Below are 21585 nucleotides of genomic sequence, written 5' to 3' on the forward strand. Positions count from 1 at the left end.
TCAAATTTATTATCATTAATCATCACTCAGCGATCTTTTAATGATGATGCGCTGAAGTATGGTTTGTGGTATTGGAGATGATCAGCGCATCAGAGCGCTGATCAAAAAAATCTACATTATGTCAGTCATTATTTTGAGCGCTTGGTTGGGCGCTTATAGCCGTCTTTTTGTACCTGACGCGCACGACCAAAGGCTAGGGCATTAGCATCAACATCACTCGTGATGACCGATCCTGCAGCAATGTTTGAGGTATGTCCCAAAGTTACTGGGGCAACCAGACTGGCATTTGAGCCGACAAAAACATTGTCTTCAATAATGGTTTGTGATTTATTGACGCCATCATAGTTACAGGTGATCACGCCTGCGCCAACATTGACTTGCGCGCCCACTGACGCATCGCCGATATAGCTCAAATGATTGACCTTGCTGCCTTGACCGATAATAGATTTCTTGATCTCAACAAAGTTACCGATGCGGCTGTTGCTGGCCAAATGAGTATCAGGACGCAAATTAACAAACGGGCCAATGGTCACGCCTGCATCAATCTGAGTCTGATCAATGACGCAATACGGCTTTAGGTGACAGGCATTGCCGATGTTCGTGCTTTTGATTACGCAGCCCGCTTCAATATAGACATTGTCACCCAAGGTGCAGTCGCCCTCGAAGACCACATTGATGTCAATAAACACGTCTTGTCCAGCACTCAGTGACCCGCGAATATCCACACGTGTGGGATCAGCAAATTGAACGCCCGCCACTTGTAAATCATGAACCATCTTGCCTTGCCATGTACGCTCTAGGCTGGCAAGCTGCTGACGGTTGTTCACGCCTTCGATTTCAAAATCATCTTTGGGCTCAATAGCAGCAATACTGATACCATCTGCTACCGCCATTTTAACGATATCGGTCAGATAGTATTCTTGCTGCGCGTTATCGTTAGACAACTCTGGCAAGTATTTATGCAGCAGGGCGTTATCCACGCAGTAAATACCGCTATTGATCTCTTGGATCTGCTGCTCGTCAGCAGTGGCATCTTTTTGCTCGACGATGGCCTCGATCTCGCCGCTGCTGTCACGTTTAATGCGGCCCAAGCCAAACGGATTGTCCACGGTTAGCGTCAGCATTGACATACCTGAGGTATTGGCTGCCTGTAATTTAGCCAGCGTGTCGGTGCTGACCAGCGGTACATCGCCATAAAGAATCAGACTTTGGCCCTCTTTTGGCAAGTCAGACAAGGTCACTTTGACCGCGTGTCCTGTCCCCAGTTGCTCCGTTTGCGCCACCCATGTGATCGGCACATGCGCGTATTGATCGTTAATAAGGGTTTGTACTTGATCGCCACCAAAGCCATATACCACAATGGTATTGTCCACTGATAAGTGGTGGCAAGTGGTCAAAACGTGACCGAGTAATGGTTTACCAGCCAAGGTTTGTAGTACTTTTGGTTTGGCCGATTGCATACGCGTGCCTTTGCCGGCCGCCAGAATGATCACAGAAAGAGAAGGTTGCATAATAATCCTACATATGTAACTAAATATTTTATAAAGTATAGCCTAAAAGTATAGACAATAGAGCGCCAAGACGTGCATGCTTTGTAACCCAATATGGTCAAGCGCTGTAGGCGATGGCGACGCTAAAAATTATGAGACAAGCGCCAGAAGAAATGACGGCGATGGAGAGCAGACACGCATCGAGCGCCAAATACAAAACGTTTTATCATAAGGGGGCGTACAGTTTATCTGTTAAATATGATAAAGATATTAACCATTTTAATTTAAAAAAGGTAGGCGCTGCACAAAAAACATCATAACCGCGATAAAAATAACCAGCCAAACCGCTGCCGCCATGATACCTGCAATAATATCGTCCAACATCACCCCAAGACCGCCCGCGACTCTTTTGTCCGCCCAACCAATCGGTGGCGGTTTTAAGATATCAAACACACGAAATAGGATAAAGGCGGTCGGCAACCAGCCCCAAAATATCGGCTGCATCATCACTGATAAAGGGTTATCGGAGGCTGGGAACGTATAAGAAAAAATATAAGATAATGGCAGTAAGGTAATCCACATCCCCGCCCACTCGTCCCAGACAATATGTGGGTCGTCATGTACCTGCATCAACTCCGACGTCCGTCCGCAAATCCAAATGCCAATCACACAGGATAAAATGGTCAAGATTAAAAAAGGAATAAAGCCCAAGGCCATGAGCGGCACGCCCACAATCAGACCACCAACCGTCCCCCACGTACCGGGCGCACGCTGTGGTAAGCCGCTACCAAGCCCCAGTCCAAGCCAATAAACGATGCCATCAAGCAGACTGGCGCCGCTCGGTAGTGGCGGGCAGACATTGGCTTTACGAATATCGGGCTTGTGCAACTCATCCGCCATAACTTAACCTGTAAAGTGTTGATAGCCCGTAAGCGCGGGCAAGGTAGTAAAAGGGTGGGGCTGAGCTTGGGTAAGCGCTTGACCGTGATAAAAAAGGTAGGGATGGGCCGTAGACTCTGAGTCGCCTCGATCATCTACAGCGATAACCTCGCCGATACAGGTTACTGGGGTGTTACCAACGGGCGGGTCAATATGAGCGGGCAGGGTAAAGGCCAGCTCATAATCGTCACCGCCCGTTAACTGACAGTGTAGGCGCTCAGGTAATTCTACTGCGCTTAACGCGTCGCTAGTGGGCAGTTGCTCAAGGTTGAGCCGCATACTCACACCGCTTTGCTGACAGATGTGTCCAAGGTCTTGATAAAGGCCATCAGAGATATCAATCATCGCAGTTGCCTCAGTTTTTGCCAAAGCAGCACCTAAGGCGATACGCGGCGTGGGCATATGCAAGCGATGCGCCAACTGCTGACCGCTCTCATTATCAGGGTGCTGGAGTGCATAGGCGGCATCACCAAGCGTACCTGAGACATAGACCTTATCACCGACTCGCGCCCCTGAGCGATAGACGGCTGGGGTATCTGCGGCAAGCAACCCTTGCGCGCTGACGCTGAGCACCAACTGTTCGCTACGGGTGGTATCACCGCCAATCAAGGTGACCCCAAACAGCTGGCAGGCGTGAAACAGACCTTTGGCAAAGGTCGTGAGCCAGTCGTGATTTGCCAACTGTTCAGGCAGGGCTAAGGCCAATAAGATACTGTGCGGAGTGGCCCCCATTGCTGCAATATCTGAGATATTAACCGCCACCGCTTTATAACCAATTTCAAATGCCAGTTTGTCTACTTGTGCAAAGTCAGCATGAAAGTGCCGACTTTGAACTAGCGTATCAATACAACTGACCAAGCGGGACCCAGCTGGTATCGCCATGACCGCTGCATCATCACCGATACCTTTTTCGATGCTGTTTTTAGTACCAGCCGCGCTCTGTGCCGCTTGCTGCTGTACAAAAATGCGCTCAATCAGCTCAAACTCAGTCATGATTAGTGACTGCTTTGATCGTCAGTATGACTGGCTGTGTCTGTTTTTGTGCTATCAGAGGTGGCGGCTTGCTGCTTGGCTTTGTGCTCAGCCACCGCTTGGGCAGGGCTGATGTTTGCATTGGTTTTGTTTGGGCGGTCGCGCTTGACGCTTTTATTGTTGGCACTGATGCGTGGTTTGTTACTGGCTGTCTGCGCTGTTGTCTCTGCAGCGGGTGTTGCTTTGGTATTTTTTTCAGATTTGATGGCCGCTTTTACTGGCGTGCGTGTACCAGCTTTAACGTCCGCTTGGACTTCAATGGCGCGTAGCTCACTGGCCATTTTATCAAGCACGGCATTAATAAGCTTGTGCGCATCAGTCGCACCAAAATGGTTATTTAACTTCATGGCCTCGTCAAGTACCACTTTATAAGGAACCTCTAAGCGGTTTTTGAGCTCATAAGCACCGATCAACAAGATGGCATGCTCGACCACGTCCAGTTTGTCAAGGTCGCGATCCAGATGCTGGCTGATGAGGGCATCTAGTGCGTCGATATGCTCTGGGATATCGCGCATCATCTCGTGATAATAGCCCAAATGCACCGTATGCATGGCATTGGTGGCACGTGTGCGCGCAGCGATATCATGTGGCGCATTTGCCTTCCAGTCGCGCTGGCTGTCTTGTTCAAAGCGATGATCGGTCATCAGCCACTCATACAAGCCTTGCAACACAAAGCGGCGCGCTTTACGAATGGCGGTATGGCTGGTCTTGTAAGAAGACTCACTCATGTCGAAGGTTTGTTCTTCTGTATTGCCGCTCGCTGTACCCGTCGTCGCAGCATTGGTTGATAAAGGTGTCGCAGCATTAATGGCGCGCTTGAGTTGGTCAGTCATAGGGGGTCAATACCTGAATTTTGAGATAAAAAATATGATAGGGTCTGATAAGACAGTGTGATCGGCGCGGCATGCACGCCCATCCATACGATGAATGTGCTGCCAGCATCAACTGACAGCCCAGCTAGAAATAAGGGGTAAAAAATAGCAGTGACGCGGCAATCGCGTCTGTTTATAACGTTTCGATATCGTCGTTGTCCAGCTGTGATAGGACAGCCAGCATTTCCAGCACCACCATCGCGGCTTCAGCGCCTTTATTACCCGCTTTAGTACCAGAGCGCTCAATAGCTTGCTCAATGCTATCGGTGGTGATGATGCCATTGGCAACTGGAATATTATAATCCATCGCCACCGCGCTCAACCCCTTGGCTGATTCGCTGGCAACGATGTCGAAGTGTGGCGTACTGCCGCGAATAATAGCGCCCAATGCCACAACCGCATCAAAACGATCTGACTCAGCAGCGCGCTGAGCAACGAGCGGCAACTCAAAAGCACCCGGTACACGAACCACGCTGATATTGCTGCCCAATACGCCGTGACGCAATAGCGCATCAATGGCGCCATCAACCAATGACTCAACCACAAAACCATTAAAACGGGCGACCACAATACCCACGCGCACGTCTGAATTTTTATGCAAGTCGCCATCGATATGAGTGATGGCGTCGCGCTGCTGTTGTAAATTTGACATAAAAAAATCCTTTGCTTGATGAAGCGTTCAATTGAAATACGGGCGTCAATGGGGCGCTAAATAGAGAGAGGCGTTCAATTGGCTGGATTGCCGATCATTTTGGCGTTATTCCAGTTAATTGAACGAAAATAAATGGTTAGCGCTATGATAGCATTTTTTTTGGTTTATTTTGTATTTTACGAGCATGCTATAAGCGCATCTGTATTCCTCGCGCTGCCATATACTCCTTAGCCTCCAGCACCGTATATTCCCCGAAGTGAAAAATACTGGCAGCAAGCACCGCATCAACGCCGCCTTCTAATACGCCATCGGCCAAATGTTGCAAATTGCCAACGCCGCCTGAGGCAATAACGGGAACACTGACGCGGCTGGTAATCTGTTGCATTAGGGCCAAGTCATAACCTTTTTTGGTGCCATCACCATCCATTGAGGTGACCAACAGTTCACCCGCACCCAAGTCTGCCATTTTGCGCGCCCAAGCAACGGCATCGATCCCCGTTGGTTTGCGTCCGCCATGAGTAAAAATCTCCCAACGCGGCACGGTCACCCCATCGACGTTGATATCAGCGACGCGTTTGGCATCAATCGCCACCACGATACACTGGTTACCAAATTTTTGCGCGGCTTCGCCAACGAATTCAGGGGTGAATACCGCCGCTGAATTGATCGCCACTTTGTCCGCGCCTGCATTAAGTAAGTTACGGATATCCGCGATTTTACGCACCCCGCCGCCCACGGTGAGTGGCACAAATACACTCTCAGCCATACGCTCAACCGTATGATACGTGGTATCGCGCTCATGATGGGTCGCGGTGATGTCCAAAAAGGTGATCTCGTCAGCGCCTTGCTCATTATAGCGGCGGGCGACTTCGACAGGGTCACCTGCGTCTTTGATATCGACAAACTGCACGCCTTTGACCACGCGGCCATTGTCTACGTCCAAACAAGGGATGATACGCTTTGCTAACATGCCGCCTCACTTATTGATTAATTTAATATCGTAAAGTCTACGTAATATTTTATCATTGCATTCTAACAAAATTAAAAAGTCTATATCGTGATAATCTATCTCAATGTCGTTATTTTAGAGTCTTACCAATGAAAATTTTATTAGATTTTGATGGGGTGATGATGACAACACCCACTTGGCAAAAGGTCGACCATTTAGCAGATGGTTTTATGGCCTTTAATGAGAATTGCGTTGAGAATTTGGTGAGCATTTTATCTATAACGTCAGCGGATATCGTGCTGACGACTACGCATCGTATCCATTATAACGAACAAGAGTGGCAGCAAATTTTACATACTCGAGGAATACTGACAGAGAGTGTCAGTAAGGTTAATCAAGCACGTACTTTTACTGATTTATCAATTCGATGTTTAGAGGTTTTAGAATGGGTAACTGCGCATGCAACTGAGAATTATGTGATTATTGATGATGATAAGTCGTTACGAGAATTGCCTGTTGACATAAAGGCGCGATGGGTCGAGACTCAGTTTCACCAAGGATTGACAGAGGCAGGTAGCGAGCAGGCGCTTAATATTTTGCTAGGTGATGATTAGGGACACGCCCTAGGGTTGAGCTTGAGAATTGAATCCGTCTAACTTGCTAGATGCCGTTCAATAGATTTTCGGTATAATGAAAGGTGAAAATGTCATGCTCGTTTGAATACACCTATTAAAGAGAAGCTTATGTCCGTCTATACCCAGTTAACCGATGATCAGTTTGCCGCCTTTTGCCAAAGTTTTGGCGTGTCGTTTGCCCGCGCCATCCCCATCACTCAAGGCATTAAAAACTCAAACTGGTTTATTCAAACGACAGATGATCACGACGGCAGCTACTCCTACGTTTTCACCCTATTTGAAGAGCGCCCGCCCAGTGACATCGAAAAAATGGCGGTGATTTTAAATCAGCTTGAGGGCAAGTTGCCCGTGGCCGCGCCGCTGGCTGTGCAAGAGAGTGGAGACAACCGCGAAGCCCAAGACCAGCGTTATGTGATTCATTATGAAAATAAAGCCATCACCCTAGTACCGTGCTTATCTGGCACCCATCCACAGCAAACCACGCAAGCCATGTGCCACGATATGGGCGCGGCGCTGGCGGTGCTGCATGAGACCCTACAAGCGCTGCAACCTGCTGCTGACTATGGCGTGCCGCTATATCCATGGCATGAAGTACGCGACCGCGAAATGCAGTATATGCCAAGCGATGAAGCCAAGTTGATGAGTGATATCTGGCAGGCGTATAGCAACCAGCCGCTAGCAACCTTACCGCAAGGCTTATGTCACCTTGATATGTTTGCCGATAATACCTTATGGCATCTGCAAAAAGGCGCTGAGCGCTTGACAGGTCTGCTGGACTTTACTGAGGTCAGTGTCGAACATTACGTGATGGATATTGCCATTACCATCAATGACTTTTGTACCACGTGGGGTGATGCAGAGCAGGGCGAATCGGTCAACTTTGATCGCCGCAAGATGGCGGCCTTTTTGCAAGGTTATGAGTCCAAGCGCACTTTGAGCGTGGACGAGCAGCGCGCGTTGCCTGTGTTTTTGGCCAAAGCGGCAGTGATTTTTTGGTTATTACGTCTTAACGTGATTCATTATAACCGTACCGAAGGTCGTACCGGCGATAACATCATGGTCAAAAACCCGGACCTGATGAAACGCCTTGCTGCCTATCATTGGGCGCAGGTAGAAAACGCGCAAAATACGGTGTTTGTTGTGCTCAATACTGCGAAAGCTGGCCAAATCGAAGGCATTTTTAGCAGCAGAACACAAGCTGAGCAAGCCTGTGATCACTTAGCCGATGAAAGCCAAGCGTTACAGATTCAAGAGCACCTAATCGATCAGTATGCGTAACACCCAATACGCTTAACTTCTGTACAATGGCTTTTTATTCGCATCTGACCCTAAGTATGGGTGTAGTCAAAGTTTCTCACGTAGCGTGATGATATCTCATTACGCCGCCAGTATGACCAGCGTTATCAGCACTGCCACATTGACGCTGGCCCAACCCTAAAGGTGACCCCGATGACTAATCAAGTTGACAACTGGCAAAAACTGGCGCGCTATGACACCAATATCCAAGGTGAGCTACACGCCAACTTATTAAAAAATAACGGTATCGCAGTGTCTGTGCAAGTGCTGAGCGCCATTCCGGGTATGAACTCAGGCGCGGTACTGTGGGTACAAGAGGCTGATCTGACAATAGCCCAAGGCATCTTGGCCAATATTGACACAGGTAACGATACAGATCGTGACGTTGCGGACGGCAGCGCCGATCCAGCAACTCATCAAGCGACAAACAGTGATAACGGCGGTAACAGATAAATGTGTCAACTTCTTGGAATGAATGCCAATACCCCAACGGATATTGGTTTTAGCTTTGCAGGCTTTCGTAAGCGTGGCGGCATGACTGACAGTCATGAAGACGGCTTTGGTATTGCCTTTTTTGAGCGTAGCGACTGCGGCGCACAGAATGCCTCAACGGGACTCAGATTGTTTCATGACAATCGCCCAAGTCACTTGTCGCCTGTCGCTGATCTCGTCAACAATTACCCGATCAAAGCTATGAATGTCATCGCCCACATTCGTAAAGCCACCCAAGGCCAAAACTGCTTGGCCAATACTCATCCTTTTGTCCGCGAGGTCTGGGGGGAGCAGTGGGTATTTGCACACAATGGCCAGATGAATAAATCCTTTGTCCAGCGCTGTCAGCGTTTGCAAGACAATGGTAATGCCGAACACTGTCAGCCCGTCGGCTCGACCGATTCTGAAATGGCCTTTTGCTACTTGATTAATCGCTTAAAAAGTAGCTTTAAAAGCCGCCCTGATGATCAAACGCTGTTTAATTTTTTGACCACGCAGTGTCGTTATTTATCAGCCAATGGTTTGTTCAATTGTTTGATCTCAAACGGCAGCTGGCAGCTGGCCTATGCAGGCAGTTTGCTGTTTTATCTCACCCGCCAAGCGCCCTTTGGTGAAGCCAAGCTGGCAGATGATGACATGGCGATTAACTTTGGCGATGTGACCACAGATACGGATAAAGTCACGATCTTAGTCACCGTACCGCTGACTGAAAATGAGAAATGGCAGCAGCTTGCCGTTAATGAATGCTTAATCTTCCAAGATGGCGACGTGATTTATAAAGACAGTCCAAGCCAGCGCAAGTTTTTGACCATTGAAGAAGGGATTGCCATTGCACGGGAAGTTGGGGCGAGTGTGTAGGTAAAGTTTTTTACTTGTATATTTAAACCTAAAGTTCCATTATAGAATTGATAGTTTAATAAAAATTAGGTGTAGCCATGTTGGGTAATGACATTCAAATAAAGCAGCTCGTAGGCGTGGGTGATGTGCACCTGAGTTTTCAGCCTGATCAAAGCGTGTATTGTCTGATTGGTGAAAATGGTATTGGTAAGACTAAATGTGTAGAGGCGCTATTTAAGACAGGATTGGTATATAACGAGCAGTACGCTGCTAGAAGTTGGTTCATATCTACTGGAGCTGAACGAGGTTACCAAAAATTTCGCACTAATAATACGCCTATCAAAAAACGGCAAGCAGTCACTAAGGATAGTGACGATGCGCTTGTTAATCTGTCTAGAAAAATGGCTAATGATCGGGAAAATTCGCTTGCTCAATTATTTGAAGGTATGAATGATCACAACTTACCGGTTGTGTTTTTAGGTGCTCAAGATAGAGGAAGTATAAATAATAAGCAAAGAACAGAAAAAGAAACGCTCAAAGCTCATTCAGATGATGGAATCGGTAGCAAACGCCAACGTATCAATGAATATTTCGATATGATTAATCAACATATTGAGCATAGAAACCTAAATAATCTGAATATGAACGTCGATATAGAAAAGTGGGTGAGTCAACGTGCGCGTTCTGCTAATCCTTATCAAGCTATTGAGGACAATCGAGAAGTTGAGATTACGACGTTGCTTGATCTACTGAACAAAGTAGACTCGCGAATTGATAATAAGTTTCTTGAGATTTCAGGAAATAATCGTGTCTTTATAAAAGTTTCTGATAAAAAAACCGAACTATCCGAGCTTTCTAGTGGTTTTGCTTCCATCCTAAAAATTATGCAATCTATCATCGCAGGTTATAGCTACTTTACTAACGAAACCAATATCGCCCGTGTCAAAGGCGTGGTATTCATTGATGAAATCGAAAGCCATCTACATACTAAGTGGCAAGCGACTATTATTCCCACTTTGAAGCGTTTGTTTCCCAATACGACGTTTTATATCACCACTCATTCCGCTATTGTTTTGAGCCAACTACAACATGGCGAAGCCTATGAGTTGTATCGTGATAAAGAAGATGGGGTCGTCAAAACGGCGCTAATAGGACATCCTAATAATGCAGCATTTGTAGATTTGTTAAAAGATGCCTTTGATATTGATATTAATAAGCTTAAGCTGGCGCGTGATAATGCGCCCCAGCAAAAAAACGCAAAGAAAATGCTATCCGAATTGCTAGAAAAGCGGATTAGTGAGCTTAAAGAGGGAACGCAATAATCATGGATACAGAAATTGCGAAGTTACTGGACTCAAATTTTTTAACTTACCTGTTAGAGGGTAAAAATATTGACGAAAATGATACCAATCTTATTGAACGGTTGACGGATCTGTTGGCACTCATCAATGATGATAATGTCGAATTAGTCATTACACCGTTATTAAGATATGAGTTTTTAAGAAAATTTGGTCAGAATGAGAGTGAAGATTTTAATAAATTTAGAGCGGCTGTTGAAGAGTTTACTTGGCTAGATATCAGTAAAGATGTGACAGATTTGGCGACCAATCTATATCGTTTGGACAAACATGAAGCAGATAGTAAAGGTATACCAAAGAACCTAGAAAAGCGAAAATTTGATGTCTTTCACTTTGCTACCGCCAAAATCAACGGTATTGAACTACTATCTAATGATAAGCATATAGACCAAATGGAAGATTTATACGAGCGTTATCAAGCGCTCTAATTTTCTATATACATCCCACAACACCGCTTAAACTTTTCACCAGACCCGCAAATACACGGTTGCTTTTGCGTCACTGTCATCGCAACCGTTGGATCTAAAAAGTACCACCGTGCATTATTACTATTTTTGTCTTTTGCTGTCACAAAGGCAGATAACTCATGATGCGCCTGCAATCCTTGAGCCGTCTGAAAATACGCTTTAAACTCAACCTGTGTATGGCGTTTGCCCAGCTTTGGCGTATGCTGCACAATCTCAAGTCCCGCCCAATCCGTCTCTTTTGCCCAACTCTCAATCGCCTTAATATCAAGCAACGCTTGCTGCGTGGGTACGGTAGTTTGAATGATATACTCAGGCAGTACCAACACAAACGCGCTATAACGGCTACGCATCAGCCGCTCAGCATCAGGAGCGTTAAGCGATTTGTGATATGGCTGGCAGCAATCGGCATAGTCAAGCGCGTTTACCAGAGGCGCAGTTGGATGACGCTGACAAGGACAAAGGGACATAGCAAAACCTCACTAATTGATGATGTTGATGGCAGCTAGCCGCCCTGAGACCACCAGATCTCAATGAGTTTGGGTAGAAAGCCGACTTTGAGCTGTGTCCATGGCGCAGGATCGCGCAGCTGCTCCCAAAAAGGGGCAAATGGCGGCGCGGCATAGATCAGTAGCCCAAGTACAACATAGAGCAGCAGATACCACCACTTGTCTTTATGCTGATAAAACTTCATCGCCGTTCCCGCTGAGCGCTTGAGCTTCATATTGGTTAAGTTGACACTATACATCTCATCAAGTGCCAAATGCACCAGTGCGCCACCGAATAAAAACAGCCCATAAAACCAGCTGACATCAAGCTCGACTTGCAATCCGTAGTAACATAATGATGTCAGCCCCAGACCCAAAATCGCCATATAGGGAACCGAGTGAATCACGCCGCGATGCACCGTCATACGGGTAAAAAAGTGAAACACCGTATAGCGGATAAACGCGTAACCTGCCAGCCACAGTAGCATCAAAGATACCAAGCTCAGCTCACTGCGCCAGTGCATCACAAGGCCAAAGGCAAAAACCAGTGCTGCCATATCAAAGCCAAGTTTGATCGGCGTGGAATGATCCGAATCCAGATCAGGCAGCAACCCGCCAGCAGTGCCAAGCGCCACACAAATCAAAAACCCTGCGTCATCGAGCAAGCCAGCCTTATAGACGATCAACCCCATGGTACTGCTGACCGCAAATGCGCCGTTTAAGTGGGTTTTAAAATTTGCCATAACAGGGACAACCTAGCGGTAAAAAAGCGCCCTATAATAGCACGCCAACAACCGCCGTACCTATCTTGGCTGCACAATCCCTATATATCTTAGCCGTGCCAAAAACATATCGCCCATCAAATGGGCTTTAGATACCAGATCCTAGGATGTTGAGCTGCATGTGCTCGCTATTTGACAAAATTGATGCCAGCAGTTTTCGTTATTGTGGCTGTAATATCAAAAGCTTGTTTACGTTTTTGCCACGATTCAGTAACGAGTCACTACCGACAAGCGCACGTTGATTTGTTAGGGTAAAGTCTACTTATGTTAGATACTGCTTTGCTTGTTATTAGCGGTTGTTAATCACAAGTCTGGCTGGTAATCAGTCTGTAAGACCATCGGTCACCGCGCTCAGTCGTCAGCCGTACTTGGTCGGTTTTTCTTTGTCTCTTATAGACCTCATTAATACCTCTCATGAGTCATGCAGCAATAATAAGCCACCACCTCTACCATAACGTCTACCGCCTTATATGCTCACAATAATTACAAGCGATACTTTTATAATGGCGCGACATCACAGACAAGGAAGCGATTATGAGCGACATTTTTGATATTAAAGACACGCTGTCAGTCGATGACAAAACCTATAATTATTATAGCCTACCCAAACTCACCGAAGAGTACGAGCACATCAAAACCTTACCGTACTGCATGAAGGTGGTATTAGAGAACTTATTGCGTAACGAAGACGGTGGTCAGTCGGTTGGTAAAAATCATATCGAAGCGGTTGCCAACTGGGACGCAGGCGCTGAGGCGTCAAAAGAAATTGCCTTTATGCCCGCGCGCGTAGTGTTACAGGATTTCACAGGTGTGCCGTCAGTCGTTGATCTAGCTGCAATGCGTGATGCGGTGGTTGAGCTTGGTGGTCAGGCGGAGCAGATTAACCCCTTTATCCCAAGTGAGTTGGTCGTCGATCACTCAGTACAAGTGGATGCCTATGGCCGTGACGATGCGATTGATCTGAACGAAAAAATCGAATTCAAACGCAACAATGAGCGTTATGAGTTTTTGCATTGGGGCAAGCAAGCCTTTGAAAACTTTGTGGTCGTACCACCAGCCACAGGTATCGTGCATCAGGTCAACCTTGAGTATCTTGCGCGTGTGGTGATGGCAGCCGATGTTGACGGTGAGCTGACCGCCTATCCAGATACCGTATTTGGTACGGACAGCCACACCACGATGATTAATGGTATTGGTGTGCTTGGTTGGGGTGTGGGCGGTATCGAAGCCGAAGCTGCGATGCTGGGTCAGCCCTCATCGATGCTGATTCCACAAGTGGTCGGTTTTGAGCTAACAGGTGAGCTTACCGAAGGCGTTACCGCGACCGATTTGGTCTTACGTGTGGTTGAGATGCTGCGTGCCCATGGTGTGGTTGGTAAGTTTGTCGAATTTTATGGCGAAGGTCTGCATAGCATGCCACTGGCTGACCGTGCCACCATTGCCAATATGGCACCAGAATACGGCGCCACTTGTGGTATTTTCCCGATTGACCAAATGGCGATCGACTATCTGCGCCTATCTGGTCGCGACGAAGCGCAAATCGAGCTGGTCGAAGAATACGCCAAAGCGCAAGGCCTATGGCATGATGCTGATACTCCAGCGGCGACCTATTCGAGCAAGCTAGAGCTTGATCTGTCTTCAGTGCAGCCAGCATTAGCAGGACCAAACCTACCGCAGCAGCGCATCAACCTGTCTGACATGCACGAAAAGTTTGGCGAAACGCTAGAGAAGATGAATAAAGACCGTAAATCAGAAGTCGAAGGTAAAGTACGCTTTGATCAAGAAGGTGGTGAGCAAGAGCAGGCAGAAGAGCTTGCCGCTGAACCAAAAATCGAAGTCGATACCCAAACTGACGATAATAAAGGTTATCAGCCAGCCAATAACGTGTTCTCAAACGTCAGTATCGATGACAAAGAGCATCAATTGCGCGACGGCTCGGTAGTGATTGCCGCTATTACCTCTTGTACCAATACCTCAAACCCAGCAGTAATGATTGGCGCAGGTTTGGTAGCTAAGAAAGCCGCAGCTAAAGGCCTAAAAGCCAAGCCATGGGTCAAAACCTCACTTGCTCCTGGCTCTAAAGTGGTCACCGACTATCTAGAAAAAACCAACTTGATGGACGAGTTAGAAAAAACAGGTTTCTACCTTGTTGGTTATGGTTGTACCACTTGTATCGGTAACTCAGGGCCATTGCCTGACGCTATTGAGCAAGGCATTGAAGAAAACGATCTGGTCGCGGCAGCAGTGCTCTCGGGTAACCGTAACTTTGAAGGCCGTATTCACTCACACGTGAAAGCCAGTTACCTTGCGTCACCACCACTCGTGGTTGCTTATGCGCTGGCAGGCACGGTCGATATTGACATGACCACTCATGCAATCGGTCAAGACCAAGACGGCAATGATGTGTTCTTAAAAGACATCTGGCCAACGTCAGAAGAGATCAATGAATTGATTGCCAACAATATCGATGCAGAGATGTTCCGCAAAAACTACGGCGAAGTATTTGATGGTAGTGCCGCTTGGAACGCGATCAGCTCAGCCGACAGCCAGTTGTATCCATGGGATGAAGAGTCAACCTATATCAAAAACCCACCGTTCTTTGATGGCATGACCATGGAGCCAGAAGGTATCCCTGATATCGAAGGCGCGCGTATTTTGGGTTTGTTTGGTGATTCGATCACCACTGACCATATCTCTCCTGCGGGCAGTATCGAACCTGACTCACCAGCTGGCAAGTACTTGCAAGAGCGCGGTGTGATGGAAGCCGACTTTAACAGTTATGGCTCACGTCGTGGTAACGATGCGGTCATGACCCGTGGTACCTTTGCCAATATCCGTATCAAAAATGCCATGATGGGCGGTAAAGAGGGCGGTTATACCTACTACTTTAAAGACGACAGCGCGACGCTAGAAGATGGCATTGAGATGGCCATCTATGATGCAGCAATGAAGTATAAAGAAGACAAGCGTCCGCTCGTGGTACTTGGCGGCGCGCAATATGGCTCAGGCTCAAGCCGTGATTGGGCTGCTAAAGGTACGATTTTACTGGGTGTCAAAGCGGTCTTGACCAACTCGTTTGAGCGTATTCACCGCTCTAACCTTGTGGGCATGGGTGTATTGCCATTGACCTTTAAAGGCGATGAAGACGCGTCAACGTATAACCTTGATGGTTCTGAAGTACTGAGCATCACAGGTCTCGACAATGGCGAGAGCAAAACTGCCACCGTTACCGCCACGCGTGCTGACGGCTCGACAGAAACCTTTGAGGTCAATGTCGGTCTGCAAACACCAAAAGAGCGTGAATACGTGCGTCATGGCGGCGTACTCCATTATGTATTACGTCAGCTGGCGGCTAAGAGTAAAGATGCAGGCTAAAAGATAGCTTAGCATTTATTTTTTAAATATTATAAAGCCCAGTTGTGACGACTGGGCTTTTTATGGGTTAAAGACTTATATTAGGCAAATTTTGAACCTATTACGTTTTTGTCCGAGCACGTTTTTGTCTGAGCATACTCATTTCACTAAAAACCATGATAAATGCAAAATAAAAAGGCAGCGTGTCAATGTCATTTTACTGTAGGCCTGCTTAGTAATGACGGCCCTTCAGGCTAACAAATCCATACATCTTAAATCATCTTATTTGATAGTTTGCATATTGTTCAGATCAGTTGTGGCAGCGGATAGCAAGATGAGCAGACAGCTTTAAGGCAGTCCAGTCATCAGTAGCCCACCAAAGGCAAGATGAATTATTGATAAAAAACAGACGATTGAATGCATACAAAAACCACCATTCAAGCCATTAAACCGTTATTATCACTGCATCCTTGATGGTTTAGCCCCTATATTCAAACTGTATAACAGAGTACTCCATGACCAAACGCGACCTTATTATCTTTTTTACGCTGGCATTATTGTAGTCGCTGTCTTTTACCCTCTATCGAGTGGGCGTACCTGAGTTTGGTGCGATGGTGTTTGCCTGCTTACGCATGCTGTTTGCAGGCTTGACGATGGTGGTTTTTTTACTGCTCGACCCCTCCAGTCGCCAAGGTATCCGCGAGCACTATAAGCTGTTAACCATTATTGGTGTACTGACCACCGCGACCCCGTTTGTACTGTTTGCTTTTGCCGCACAATCAATCAATGCGGGCGTACTGGCGGTGCTCAATGCTTCAGTCCCTGTGATGAGCGGCTTTATTGCCAGTATGTTTTTTAATGAGAAGCTGAGTAAAAAGCAAATCCTCGGTTTGTTTATTGGAGTTGTCGGGGTGGCGATTTTGATGAGTGACCGCTTGTTTGCGGGGGCGAGCAATAATACGGACTTTATGTCCAGTATCTTGCCGTTGGGCTATGCTTTAATGGGCGGGGCAGGGTACGCCATCGGGGCAAATCTGACCAAAGGCTATCTACAGTCGATGTCGCCGCTTGCCATTACGGCTGGCTCATTGGTAATCGCCAGCGCGCTGATGTTTCCCTTTGGGGCGTACCTGTTTCCCTATGGTAAAGATATCAGCCTCACCGCGTGGGTGTCCGTCGTGGGCGTGGGCGTATTCTCCACCGCGATTGCGCTTATTTTTATGAACCAATTGATCAAAAATATCGGTACGATGCGGGCGACGAGTATCACCTTGGTCACGCCTATCTTTGCGATTATTTTGGGTTATCTGCTGCTTGGTGAGGCGCTGAACGCCATGGCGATTTTGGGCTCTGTGGTTATCTTAATCGGCACCTATTTATCGTTGAATTTGTCCTTTAAAAAGCGTCATTAGCAGTATCTTGTTGATTGGCGAGACGGTGATGATGTTCAGACATGCAGGTATAAAGCCGCTTTTTTCTATTACACCCCTTTCTCAGTTAACAGCTTAATCCCCAAACCAATAAACACCAGTACCATGCAAAGACCGTGGTTACAAAGCGCAGTCTAAACATCAAAAATGACAATATACTATATGCTACCATAAGCGTAACTTGACATCGATAAATGGAGGAAAAAAGGCTAAGAAGAGTAGCGCAACTGTTGGGTTAAACACATGGGTCAGCTCCCCTTGCTTGTAGAAAAGCGCAATCGCCGTATAAGACTGGAAGACTGGAAGACTGGCAGGTTTGCCGCCCATTGCAAATGGTCTGTAGTAAAAAGTAGACGGTGGCATGCATAGAAAATTCACCACAGATGAGCTAGAAACGATACTATCACAGTAGCTTAGTCAACATAAGTTGCACAAGCGTCCGTACAATTGCGACTGGGATGCGTCGCGATTATTATTATCGTCAGATTGAGCACATCATGAGCAAACGCGACCTTATTACCTTTATTGCCCTCTCCTTTATGTGGTCGCTGTCTTTCATCTTTTATCGTATTGGGGTACCTGAGTTTGGCTCAATGGCCTTTGCCAGCCTGCGGGTGTTGTTTGCTGGTTTGACCATGGTGGTTTTTTTGGTATTGAATCCAGCCAGTCGAGCTGGTATCCGTGCCAACTACAAGCTGTTGGCTCTCGTAGGGTTGATCTCGGTGGCTATTCCTTTCGTGCTGTTTTCTTTTTCTGCTCAGTCGGTCAACGCTGGAGTATTGGCCGTGCTTAATGCCGCTGTGCCTATTATGAGTGGTTTTATTGCCAGCACATTTTTTAATGAAAAATTGACCAAAAAGCAGGTCATTGGCTTGTTTATTGGTGTGGTTGGGGTGGTGATCTTGATGAGTGGTCGCCTATTTGAAGCATCGCATACCACTGCGGATCTGACGACAAGCTTACTACCGCTAGGGTATGCACTGCTGGGTAGTGTGGGCTTTGCGGTAGGTGCGAATATGACCAGAAACTATCTGGAGGCGTTATCTCCTGTGGCTATTACGGCAGGGTCTTTGGTGATCGCCAGCGCAATTATGCTACCGATCGGGCTGTATGAGTTTCCATATCATAAAACGATCAGTTTAAAAGCATGGGTGTCGGTGGTGTGTATTGGCATGTTTTCGACAGCGATTGCACTGATTTTTATGAATCAACTGATAAAAAATATTGGTGCAATGCGGGCGACCAGTATTACCTTAGTTATCCCTATTTTTGCGATTATTTTTGGCTATTTGCTGCTTGGTGAAGCGCTCAGTGTGGTGGCGATTGCCGGTTCGGTAGTGATCTTGATTGGCACCTATTTGTCGTTGAATCTGTCATTTGGTAAGCGAAATGGCCAGATGCAGACTTAACGCCTATGCATCGCTTGTTGCCCAGCATGCGCTCCTGAGTTACCTTTACGGATATAGCCCCCATTCTTATGATTGGGGTTTTGGTGGTGTCTGCATTGACTAAAAGCAGTAGGGCGTTTGCATCATATCAAAAGACACTCAAGACCTGCTGGCGTAGAGCTGCTCGCGGATATTGACCAAGGCGGAGAGCGCCGCTTGCTCATTGGGCATCTCGGGCAAATCACTATGTGCAAAGGCTTTTTCAATCGCGATACCAAGCTGGTCTGCTTGTGCTAATAGCGCATGGTATTCGCTAGCACCTGCCTTGATGTTTAATAATTCATCACGGTTGGGGCGCTCAACGATGATCCGTCCTGTTACCGCAATATCATAAGCCATCTGTAGCAGGCGAATGGTGTGCATCATATTTTTGGCATCGTATTCTTTGGCGTGCGCAATGGTCGATTGGTAGCGCGCCTCATTGCGATTGGCCACCCATTGCCAGTATTCTTTGTAATCGCGGCAGTATTTGCTATAGCCTTGCTCATTAAAAGACAGATAAGTGACGGGTGCCATGCCTTTGGGAATGGCGCTAAGTCGCAGTTGGGTTGCCTCAGAGTGTTGGTACAAACCTGAAAAACCAAGTGTGCCTGTGCCCGTCATCTCGGTGGTATCATCGACATACAGCGCATACATTTGTGTTGATTTTGCCATTGCAGCCAGTCCGATACATCGCTGATCGATGGCGGTCTGCTGCAACCACTCATTGAGCGCCACGCTGCGCCCCTCTATAAAGACGCTGCAAAACTCTAAAATCGATTTTTTGTCACGGCTCATGGGGTTGACGATTTTTTTATTCAGCCCGCGTGCTTTTTTGATTTGGCTGCTCGCAAACCCTGCAAAGGTCTTTTGGCACAATTGACTGACAAACCACTCGGCAGAAAACTGCGCCATCAGCGGATGTTGGTATAGGATGTGCTGGGCAGGGGTGGCGAGTAGCTCCATCATATTGGGATTGTTTTGCAGCAATAGCTCCACATAGCGGCCAAGTTCGTAGTAGACAATATCGTTACTGGCATTGTTCACCTGCGGCACATAATCACTATGACGACCAAAATAGTGCGACTTTGGCAGATAAAACACCCCTTTGATATCGGTATCTGAGTCGGCAGTTGCGAGGCCATAAGCGCGGCTGCCTGAGACGCACTCTAATAAAATTAGCCCCTCCGCTTTGAGTCGTTCTATGGTTAAAGGGGCTACTAGCATCATCGTTATCTCTGGTGAATAGGTTGATAGTCGCCATGACTATTGATGTTCGTTCGGTCTTGGCTCATTCATTTGCCGTTATAGCGCGCGCACGACTTGACGATAGAAGTTATTTAAAGGCGTGATGTTCGAGGGTGTGCTTGGCGCAAAGCTAGGATTATCAATACTATCCCATAGCGTGGCAATCGTACGGATCATCAATGGTGATAGCTCATGAATATAGCTTTCGTTTTGCATGCGTTTGACATCAATCAAGGTTAATATCTCAGCTTGTACCTCTTGATCAACCAGCTCAAGCATATCGGTCATGACGACGGGCGGCGGGGTGGCAGTTTTGAGTATCCATTTTGCCGCCAGTAGCGCGCGCAGTAAGTAAAATACTTTTTTGAGGCGTATAGGCTGACTCAGGTTCAGATCACGGCTGGCATTGTTAGCCATACCGCGATAATGGTGAAAGACGGTGATGGACTGAAAATAGTCTGTGCTCAGCGCTTGTAGCTCGGTCATCATGTCAGTCTGCTGCTCGTACACAATAGGGGAGCGTAGCCACTCAAAGATAACGGCATTGGATTTGTACAGCAGCTGAAGGGCTTTTTTGATATCCCAACCACCAATATCAAAAGGTACGTTTAGCAAATCATTTTGAATAAATTCAAACGTGTCTTTGCCGTCAAACAGGCTTACATACTGATCTGGCGCTTGGCAATACAACAGGCGCACATCATAATCACTATCAGGCGAGGCAAACCCCCACGCACGGCTGCCGCTTTCAATCGCGTGCAGGCAAGTGATGTGCTGGGTTTGGCAAACGGCTTGTATGGTATGAGTGATCTGATCAGTGTCATGGTGGTTCATGGCGCACGTTACCTACTATGGTTGGTTGATAAGTATACAATACTGTAGATGGGACAGGTATGACTATGATGTGCAGTGGGAGGTGCAGTACAACAGCTATTCAATATCGCCCAGTGTCAGGCCAGTAGTTTGAGTGCTGTAGATGGTGATACCTTCAGCGTCAATTTTACCGCTCATGACTACCCTATCAATACTATTACTGGCTTTCTGATATCCTTGATCGGTGGCTTTTTGATGCATTCAAAAGCCTTTGAGAAAAAGTATTTTATAGTCGTTTATTCGAACGTATTTACTGAGACACTTGATCGTTGACTACAGGAAGGCAGTCCACCTGTTTTTGCGACTCATTCGGCTTACAATAAGACATTGTTGCAATGTACTCATAAACCTTACCGTAGACATGCTCACCTTCTTGTAGCGGGGTAAGATATATTGTACCCATCTCGATAGCTGCCGGAGTCGTCATATCAAAGGCTGGAGTCGGTAGTGCCAACCCATCGACATTAAACAGTCGGCGCTGATAGCCATCGACCTCAACCATGATATCAGCATATTGATAGATTTCCTCAAAATAGTCTTTGTTCCTTTTTCGAACACCAAAGGAAACCATAGCAGGTAGCGTAAAGTTGCCTTTATTATCAGAGTTGGTCTGATACTCATCCGTAAGATACACAGTGACATTGGCGATGGGCTGCTCAGTCTGGCTATCTACAAACTGACCTGATAGTGCAGGGGTGACATGATACTCAGTGGGAGGTGTTAAGCAAGCAATTAATGGTAAGGTAAGCACGCTGAGAATAACCATCTCTTTAAATCGCTTCATCAGTCACTCCATTAGGTAGCGGCATACAATCCCCTTCTTTTTGTGATTCGTTAGGGTTGCAAAAGTTTATTTCTTCAATTTCTTCGGTCTGAGTATTAGTGACGTCCGTACCCGCTGCTAGAGGTTCTAAATATACGGTACCTACATGAATATGATAAGGCGCTTCTGGTGTATGTTTGATCT

General features: G+C 46.9%; 23 protein-coding genes. 9 read left to right on the forward strand and 14 right to left on the reverse strand.

The window, feature by feature from the left end; genetic code table 11:
• Window positions 1-128: 128 nt before the first annotated feature.
• The 6 genes from glmU to hisF form a co-directional block, all read right to left on the reverse strand.
• Window positions 129-1511: a bifunctional UDP-N-acetylglucosamine diphosphorylase/glucosamine-1-phosphate N-acetyltransferase GlmU gene (glmU, locus tag ACFI32_RS11755; RefSeq protein ID WP_462626781.1), complete on the reverse strand. Its 1383-nt coding sequence runs from the start codon at window positions 1509-1511 to the stop codon at window positions 129-131.
• A 258-nt stretch (window positions 1512-1769) separates the two neighbouring features.
• Window positions 1770-2390 carry a phosphatidylglycerophosphatase A family protein gene (locus tag ACFI32_RS11760; protein ID WP_462626782.1) on the reverse strand — a complete coding sequence of 207 codons (621 nt, stop codon included), beginning with the start codon at window positions 2388-2390 and terminating at the stop codon, window positions 1770-1772.
• Window positions 2391-2393: 3 nt separating this feature from the next.
• Entirely contained in the window at window positions 2394-3422 is a 1029-nt protein-coding gene (thiL, locus tag ACFI32_RS11765) for a thiamine-phosphate kinase (protein ID WP_462626783.1), read from the reverse strand.
• Between the two features lie 2 nt (window positions 3423-3424).
• Window positions 3425-4294: a transcription antitermination factor NusB gene (gene nusB, locus ACFI32_RS11770; protein WP_462626784.1), complete on the reverse strand. Its 870-nt coding sequence runs from the start codon at window positions 4292-4294 to the stop codon at window positions 3425-3427.
• A gap of 172 nt (window positions 4295-4466) precedes the next feature.
• Window positions 4467-4985 carry a 6,7-dimethyl-8-ribityllumazine synthase gene (ribH, locus tag ACFI32_RS11775; RefSeq protein WP_462626785.1) on the reverse strand — a complete coding sequence of 173 codons (519 nt, stop codon included), beginning with the start codon at window positions 4983-4985 and terminating at the stop codon, window positions 4467-4469.
• Between the two features lie 187 nt (window positions 4986-5172).
• A complete protein-coding gene (hisF, locus tag ACFI32_RS11780) occupies window positions 5173-5955 on the reverse strand; it encodes an imidazole glycerol phosphate synthase subunit HisF (protein WP_462626786.1) in 783 nt (260 codons plus the stop codon).
• 128 nt (window positions 5956-6083) lie between these two features.
• Here hisF and ACFI32_RS11785 point away from each other — a divergent pair, with 128 nt between their 5' ends.
• The 6 genes from ACFI32_RS11785 to ACFI32_RS11810 all read left to right on the forward strand — a co-directional run bounded on the left by ACFI32_RS11785 (window position 6084) and on the right by ACFI32_RS11810 (window position 10980).
• Complete coding sequence (locus ACFI32_RS11785; protein ID WP_462626787.1) at window positions 6084-6548, forward strand: HAD domain-containing protein; 465 nt, start codon at window positions 6084-6086, stop codon at window positions 6546-6548.
• A 129-nt stretch (window positions 6549-6677) separates the two neighbouring features.
• Window positions 6678-7847, forward strand: a complete 1170-nt coding sequence (locus ACFI32_RS11790; RefSeq protein WP_462626788.1) for a homoserine kinase — start codon at window positions 6678-6680, stop codon at window positions 7845-7847.
• 171 nt (window positions 7848-8018) lie between these two features.
• Window positions 8019-8318, forward strand: a complete 300-nt coding sequence (locus ACFI32_RS11795) for a hypothetical protein (RefSeq protein WP_462626789.1) — start codon at window positions 8019-8021, stop codon at window positions 8316-8318.
• Window positions 8319-9215 (forward strand): class II glutamine amidotransferase, encoded by an 897-nt coding sequence (locus ACFI32_RS11800; protein ID WP_462626790.1) that lies wholly within the window; start codon window positions 8319-8321, stop codon window positions 9213-9215.
• A 77-nt stretch (window positions 9216-9292) separates the two neighbouring features.
• The gene (locus ACFI32_RS11805) at window positions 9293-10516 is read left to right on the forward strand and encodes an AAA family ATPase (protein WP_462626791.1); all 1224 of its coding nucleotides are present in this window, start codon (window positions 9293-9295) and stop codon (window positions 10514-10516) included.
• Between the two features lie 2 nt (window positions 10517-10518).
• The gene (locus ACFI32_RS11810; protein WP_462626792.1) at window positions 10519-10980 is read left to right on the forward strand and encodes a type II toxin-antitoxin system VapC family toxin; all 462 of its coding nucleotides are present in this window, start codon (window positions 10519-10521) and stop codon (window positions 10978-10980) included.
• Here ACFI32_RS11810 and ACFI32_RS11815 read toward each other — a convergent pair.
• Both ACFI32_RS11815 and ACFI32_RS11820 read right to left on the reverse strand, forming a co-directional pair.
• Window positions 10977-11486, reverse strand: a complete 510-nt coding sequence (locus tag ACFI32_RS11815) for a YchJ family protein (RefSeq protein ID WP_462626793.1) — start codon at window positions 11484-11486, stop codon at window positions 10977-10979. The genes ACFI32_RS11810 and ACFI32_RS11815 overlap by 4 nt on opposite strands.
• Before the next feature lie 35 nt (window positions 11487-11521).
• Window positions 11522-12247 (reverse strand): metal-dependent hydrolase, encoded by a 726-nt coding sequence (locus ACFI32_RS11820; RefSeq protein ID WP_462626794.1) that lies wholly within the window; start codon window positions 12245-12247, stop codon window positions 11522-11524.
• 573 nt (window positions 12248-12820) lie between these two features.
• On the opposite strand from ACFI32_RS11820, the gene ACFI32_RS11825 reads away from it, so the two are divergent.
• Window positions 12821-15661, forward strand: coding sequence for an aconitate hydratase (locus ACFI32_RS11825; RefSeq protein ID WP_462626795.1), 2841 nt, complete (start codon window positions 12821-12823; stop codon window positions 15659-15661).
• Between the two features lie 545 nt (window positions 15662-16206).
• Window positions 16207-17052: a DMT family transporter gene (locus tag ACFI32_RS11830; protein WP_462626806.1), complete on the forward strand. Its 846-nt coding sequence runs from the start codon at window positions 16207-16209 to the stop codon at window positions 17050-17052.
• A 183-nt stretch (window positions 17053-17235) separates the two neighbouring features.
• Here the strand turns inward: ACFI32_RS11830 and ACFI32_RS11835 are convergent, their stop codons facing one another.
• The gene (locus ACFI32_RS11835) at window positions 17236-17433 is read right to left on the reverse strand and encodes a hypothetical protein (protein WP_462626796.1); all 198 of its coding nucleotides are present in this window, start codon (window positions 17431-17433) and stop codon (window positions 17236-17238) included.
• 134 nt (window positions 17434-17567) lie between these two features.
• Between ACFI32_RS11835 and ACFI32_RS11840 the strand changes: the two genes are divergently transcribed.
• Entirely contained in the window at window positions 17568-18479 is a 912-nt protein-coding gene (locus tag ACFI32_RS11840) for a DMT family transporter (RefSeq protein ID WP_462626797.1), read from the forward strand.
• Between the two features lie 138 nt (window positions 18480-18617).
• Here ACFI32_RS11840 and ACFI32_RS11845 read toward each other — a convergent pair whose 3' ends face one another.
• From ACFI32_RS11845 to ACFI32_RS11865, 5 genes are all read right to left on the reverse strand, one after another.
• Window positions 18618-19727, reverse strand: coding sequence for a DNA polymerase beta superfamily protein (locus ACFI32_RS11845; RefSeq protein WP_462626798.1), 1110 nt, complete (start codon window positions 19725-19727; stop codon window positions 18618-18620).
• 75 nt (window positions 19728-19802) lie between these two features.
• Window positions 19803-20579 (reverse strand): nucleotidyltransferase domain-containing protein, encoded by a 777-nt coding sequence (locus ACFI32_RS11850; RefSeq protein WP_462626799.1) that lies wholly within the window; start codon window positions 20577-20579, stop codon window positions 19803-19805.
• A gap of 96 nt (window positions 20580-20675) precedes the next feature.
• Window positions 20676-20819 (reverse strand): hypothetical protein, encoded by a 144-nt coding sequence (locus tag ACFI32_RS11855; protein WP_462626800.1) that lies wholly within the window; start codon window positions 20817-20819, stop codon window positions 20676-20678.
• Between the two features lie 49 nt (window positions 20820-20868).
• The gene (locus ACFI32_RS11860) at window positions 20869-21402 is read right to left on the reverse strand and encodes a peptidase associated/transthyretin-like domain-containing protein (protein ID WP_462626801.1); all 534 of its coding nucleotides are present in this window, start codon (window positions 21400-21402) and stop codon (window positions 20869-20871) included.
• The coding region (locus ACFI32_RS11865) for a hypothetical protein (RefSeq protein ID WP_462626802.1) at window positions 21389-21585 on the reverse strand (197 nt) is incomplete at its 5' end. The genes ACFI32_RS11865 and ACFI32_RS11860, both read right to left, overlap by 14 nt.

The organism is Psychrobacter sp. PSi21 (assembly GCF_054960615.1).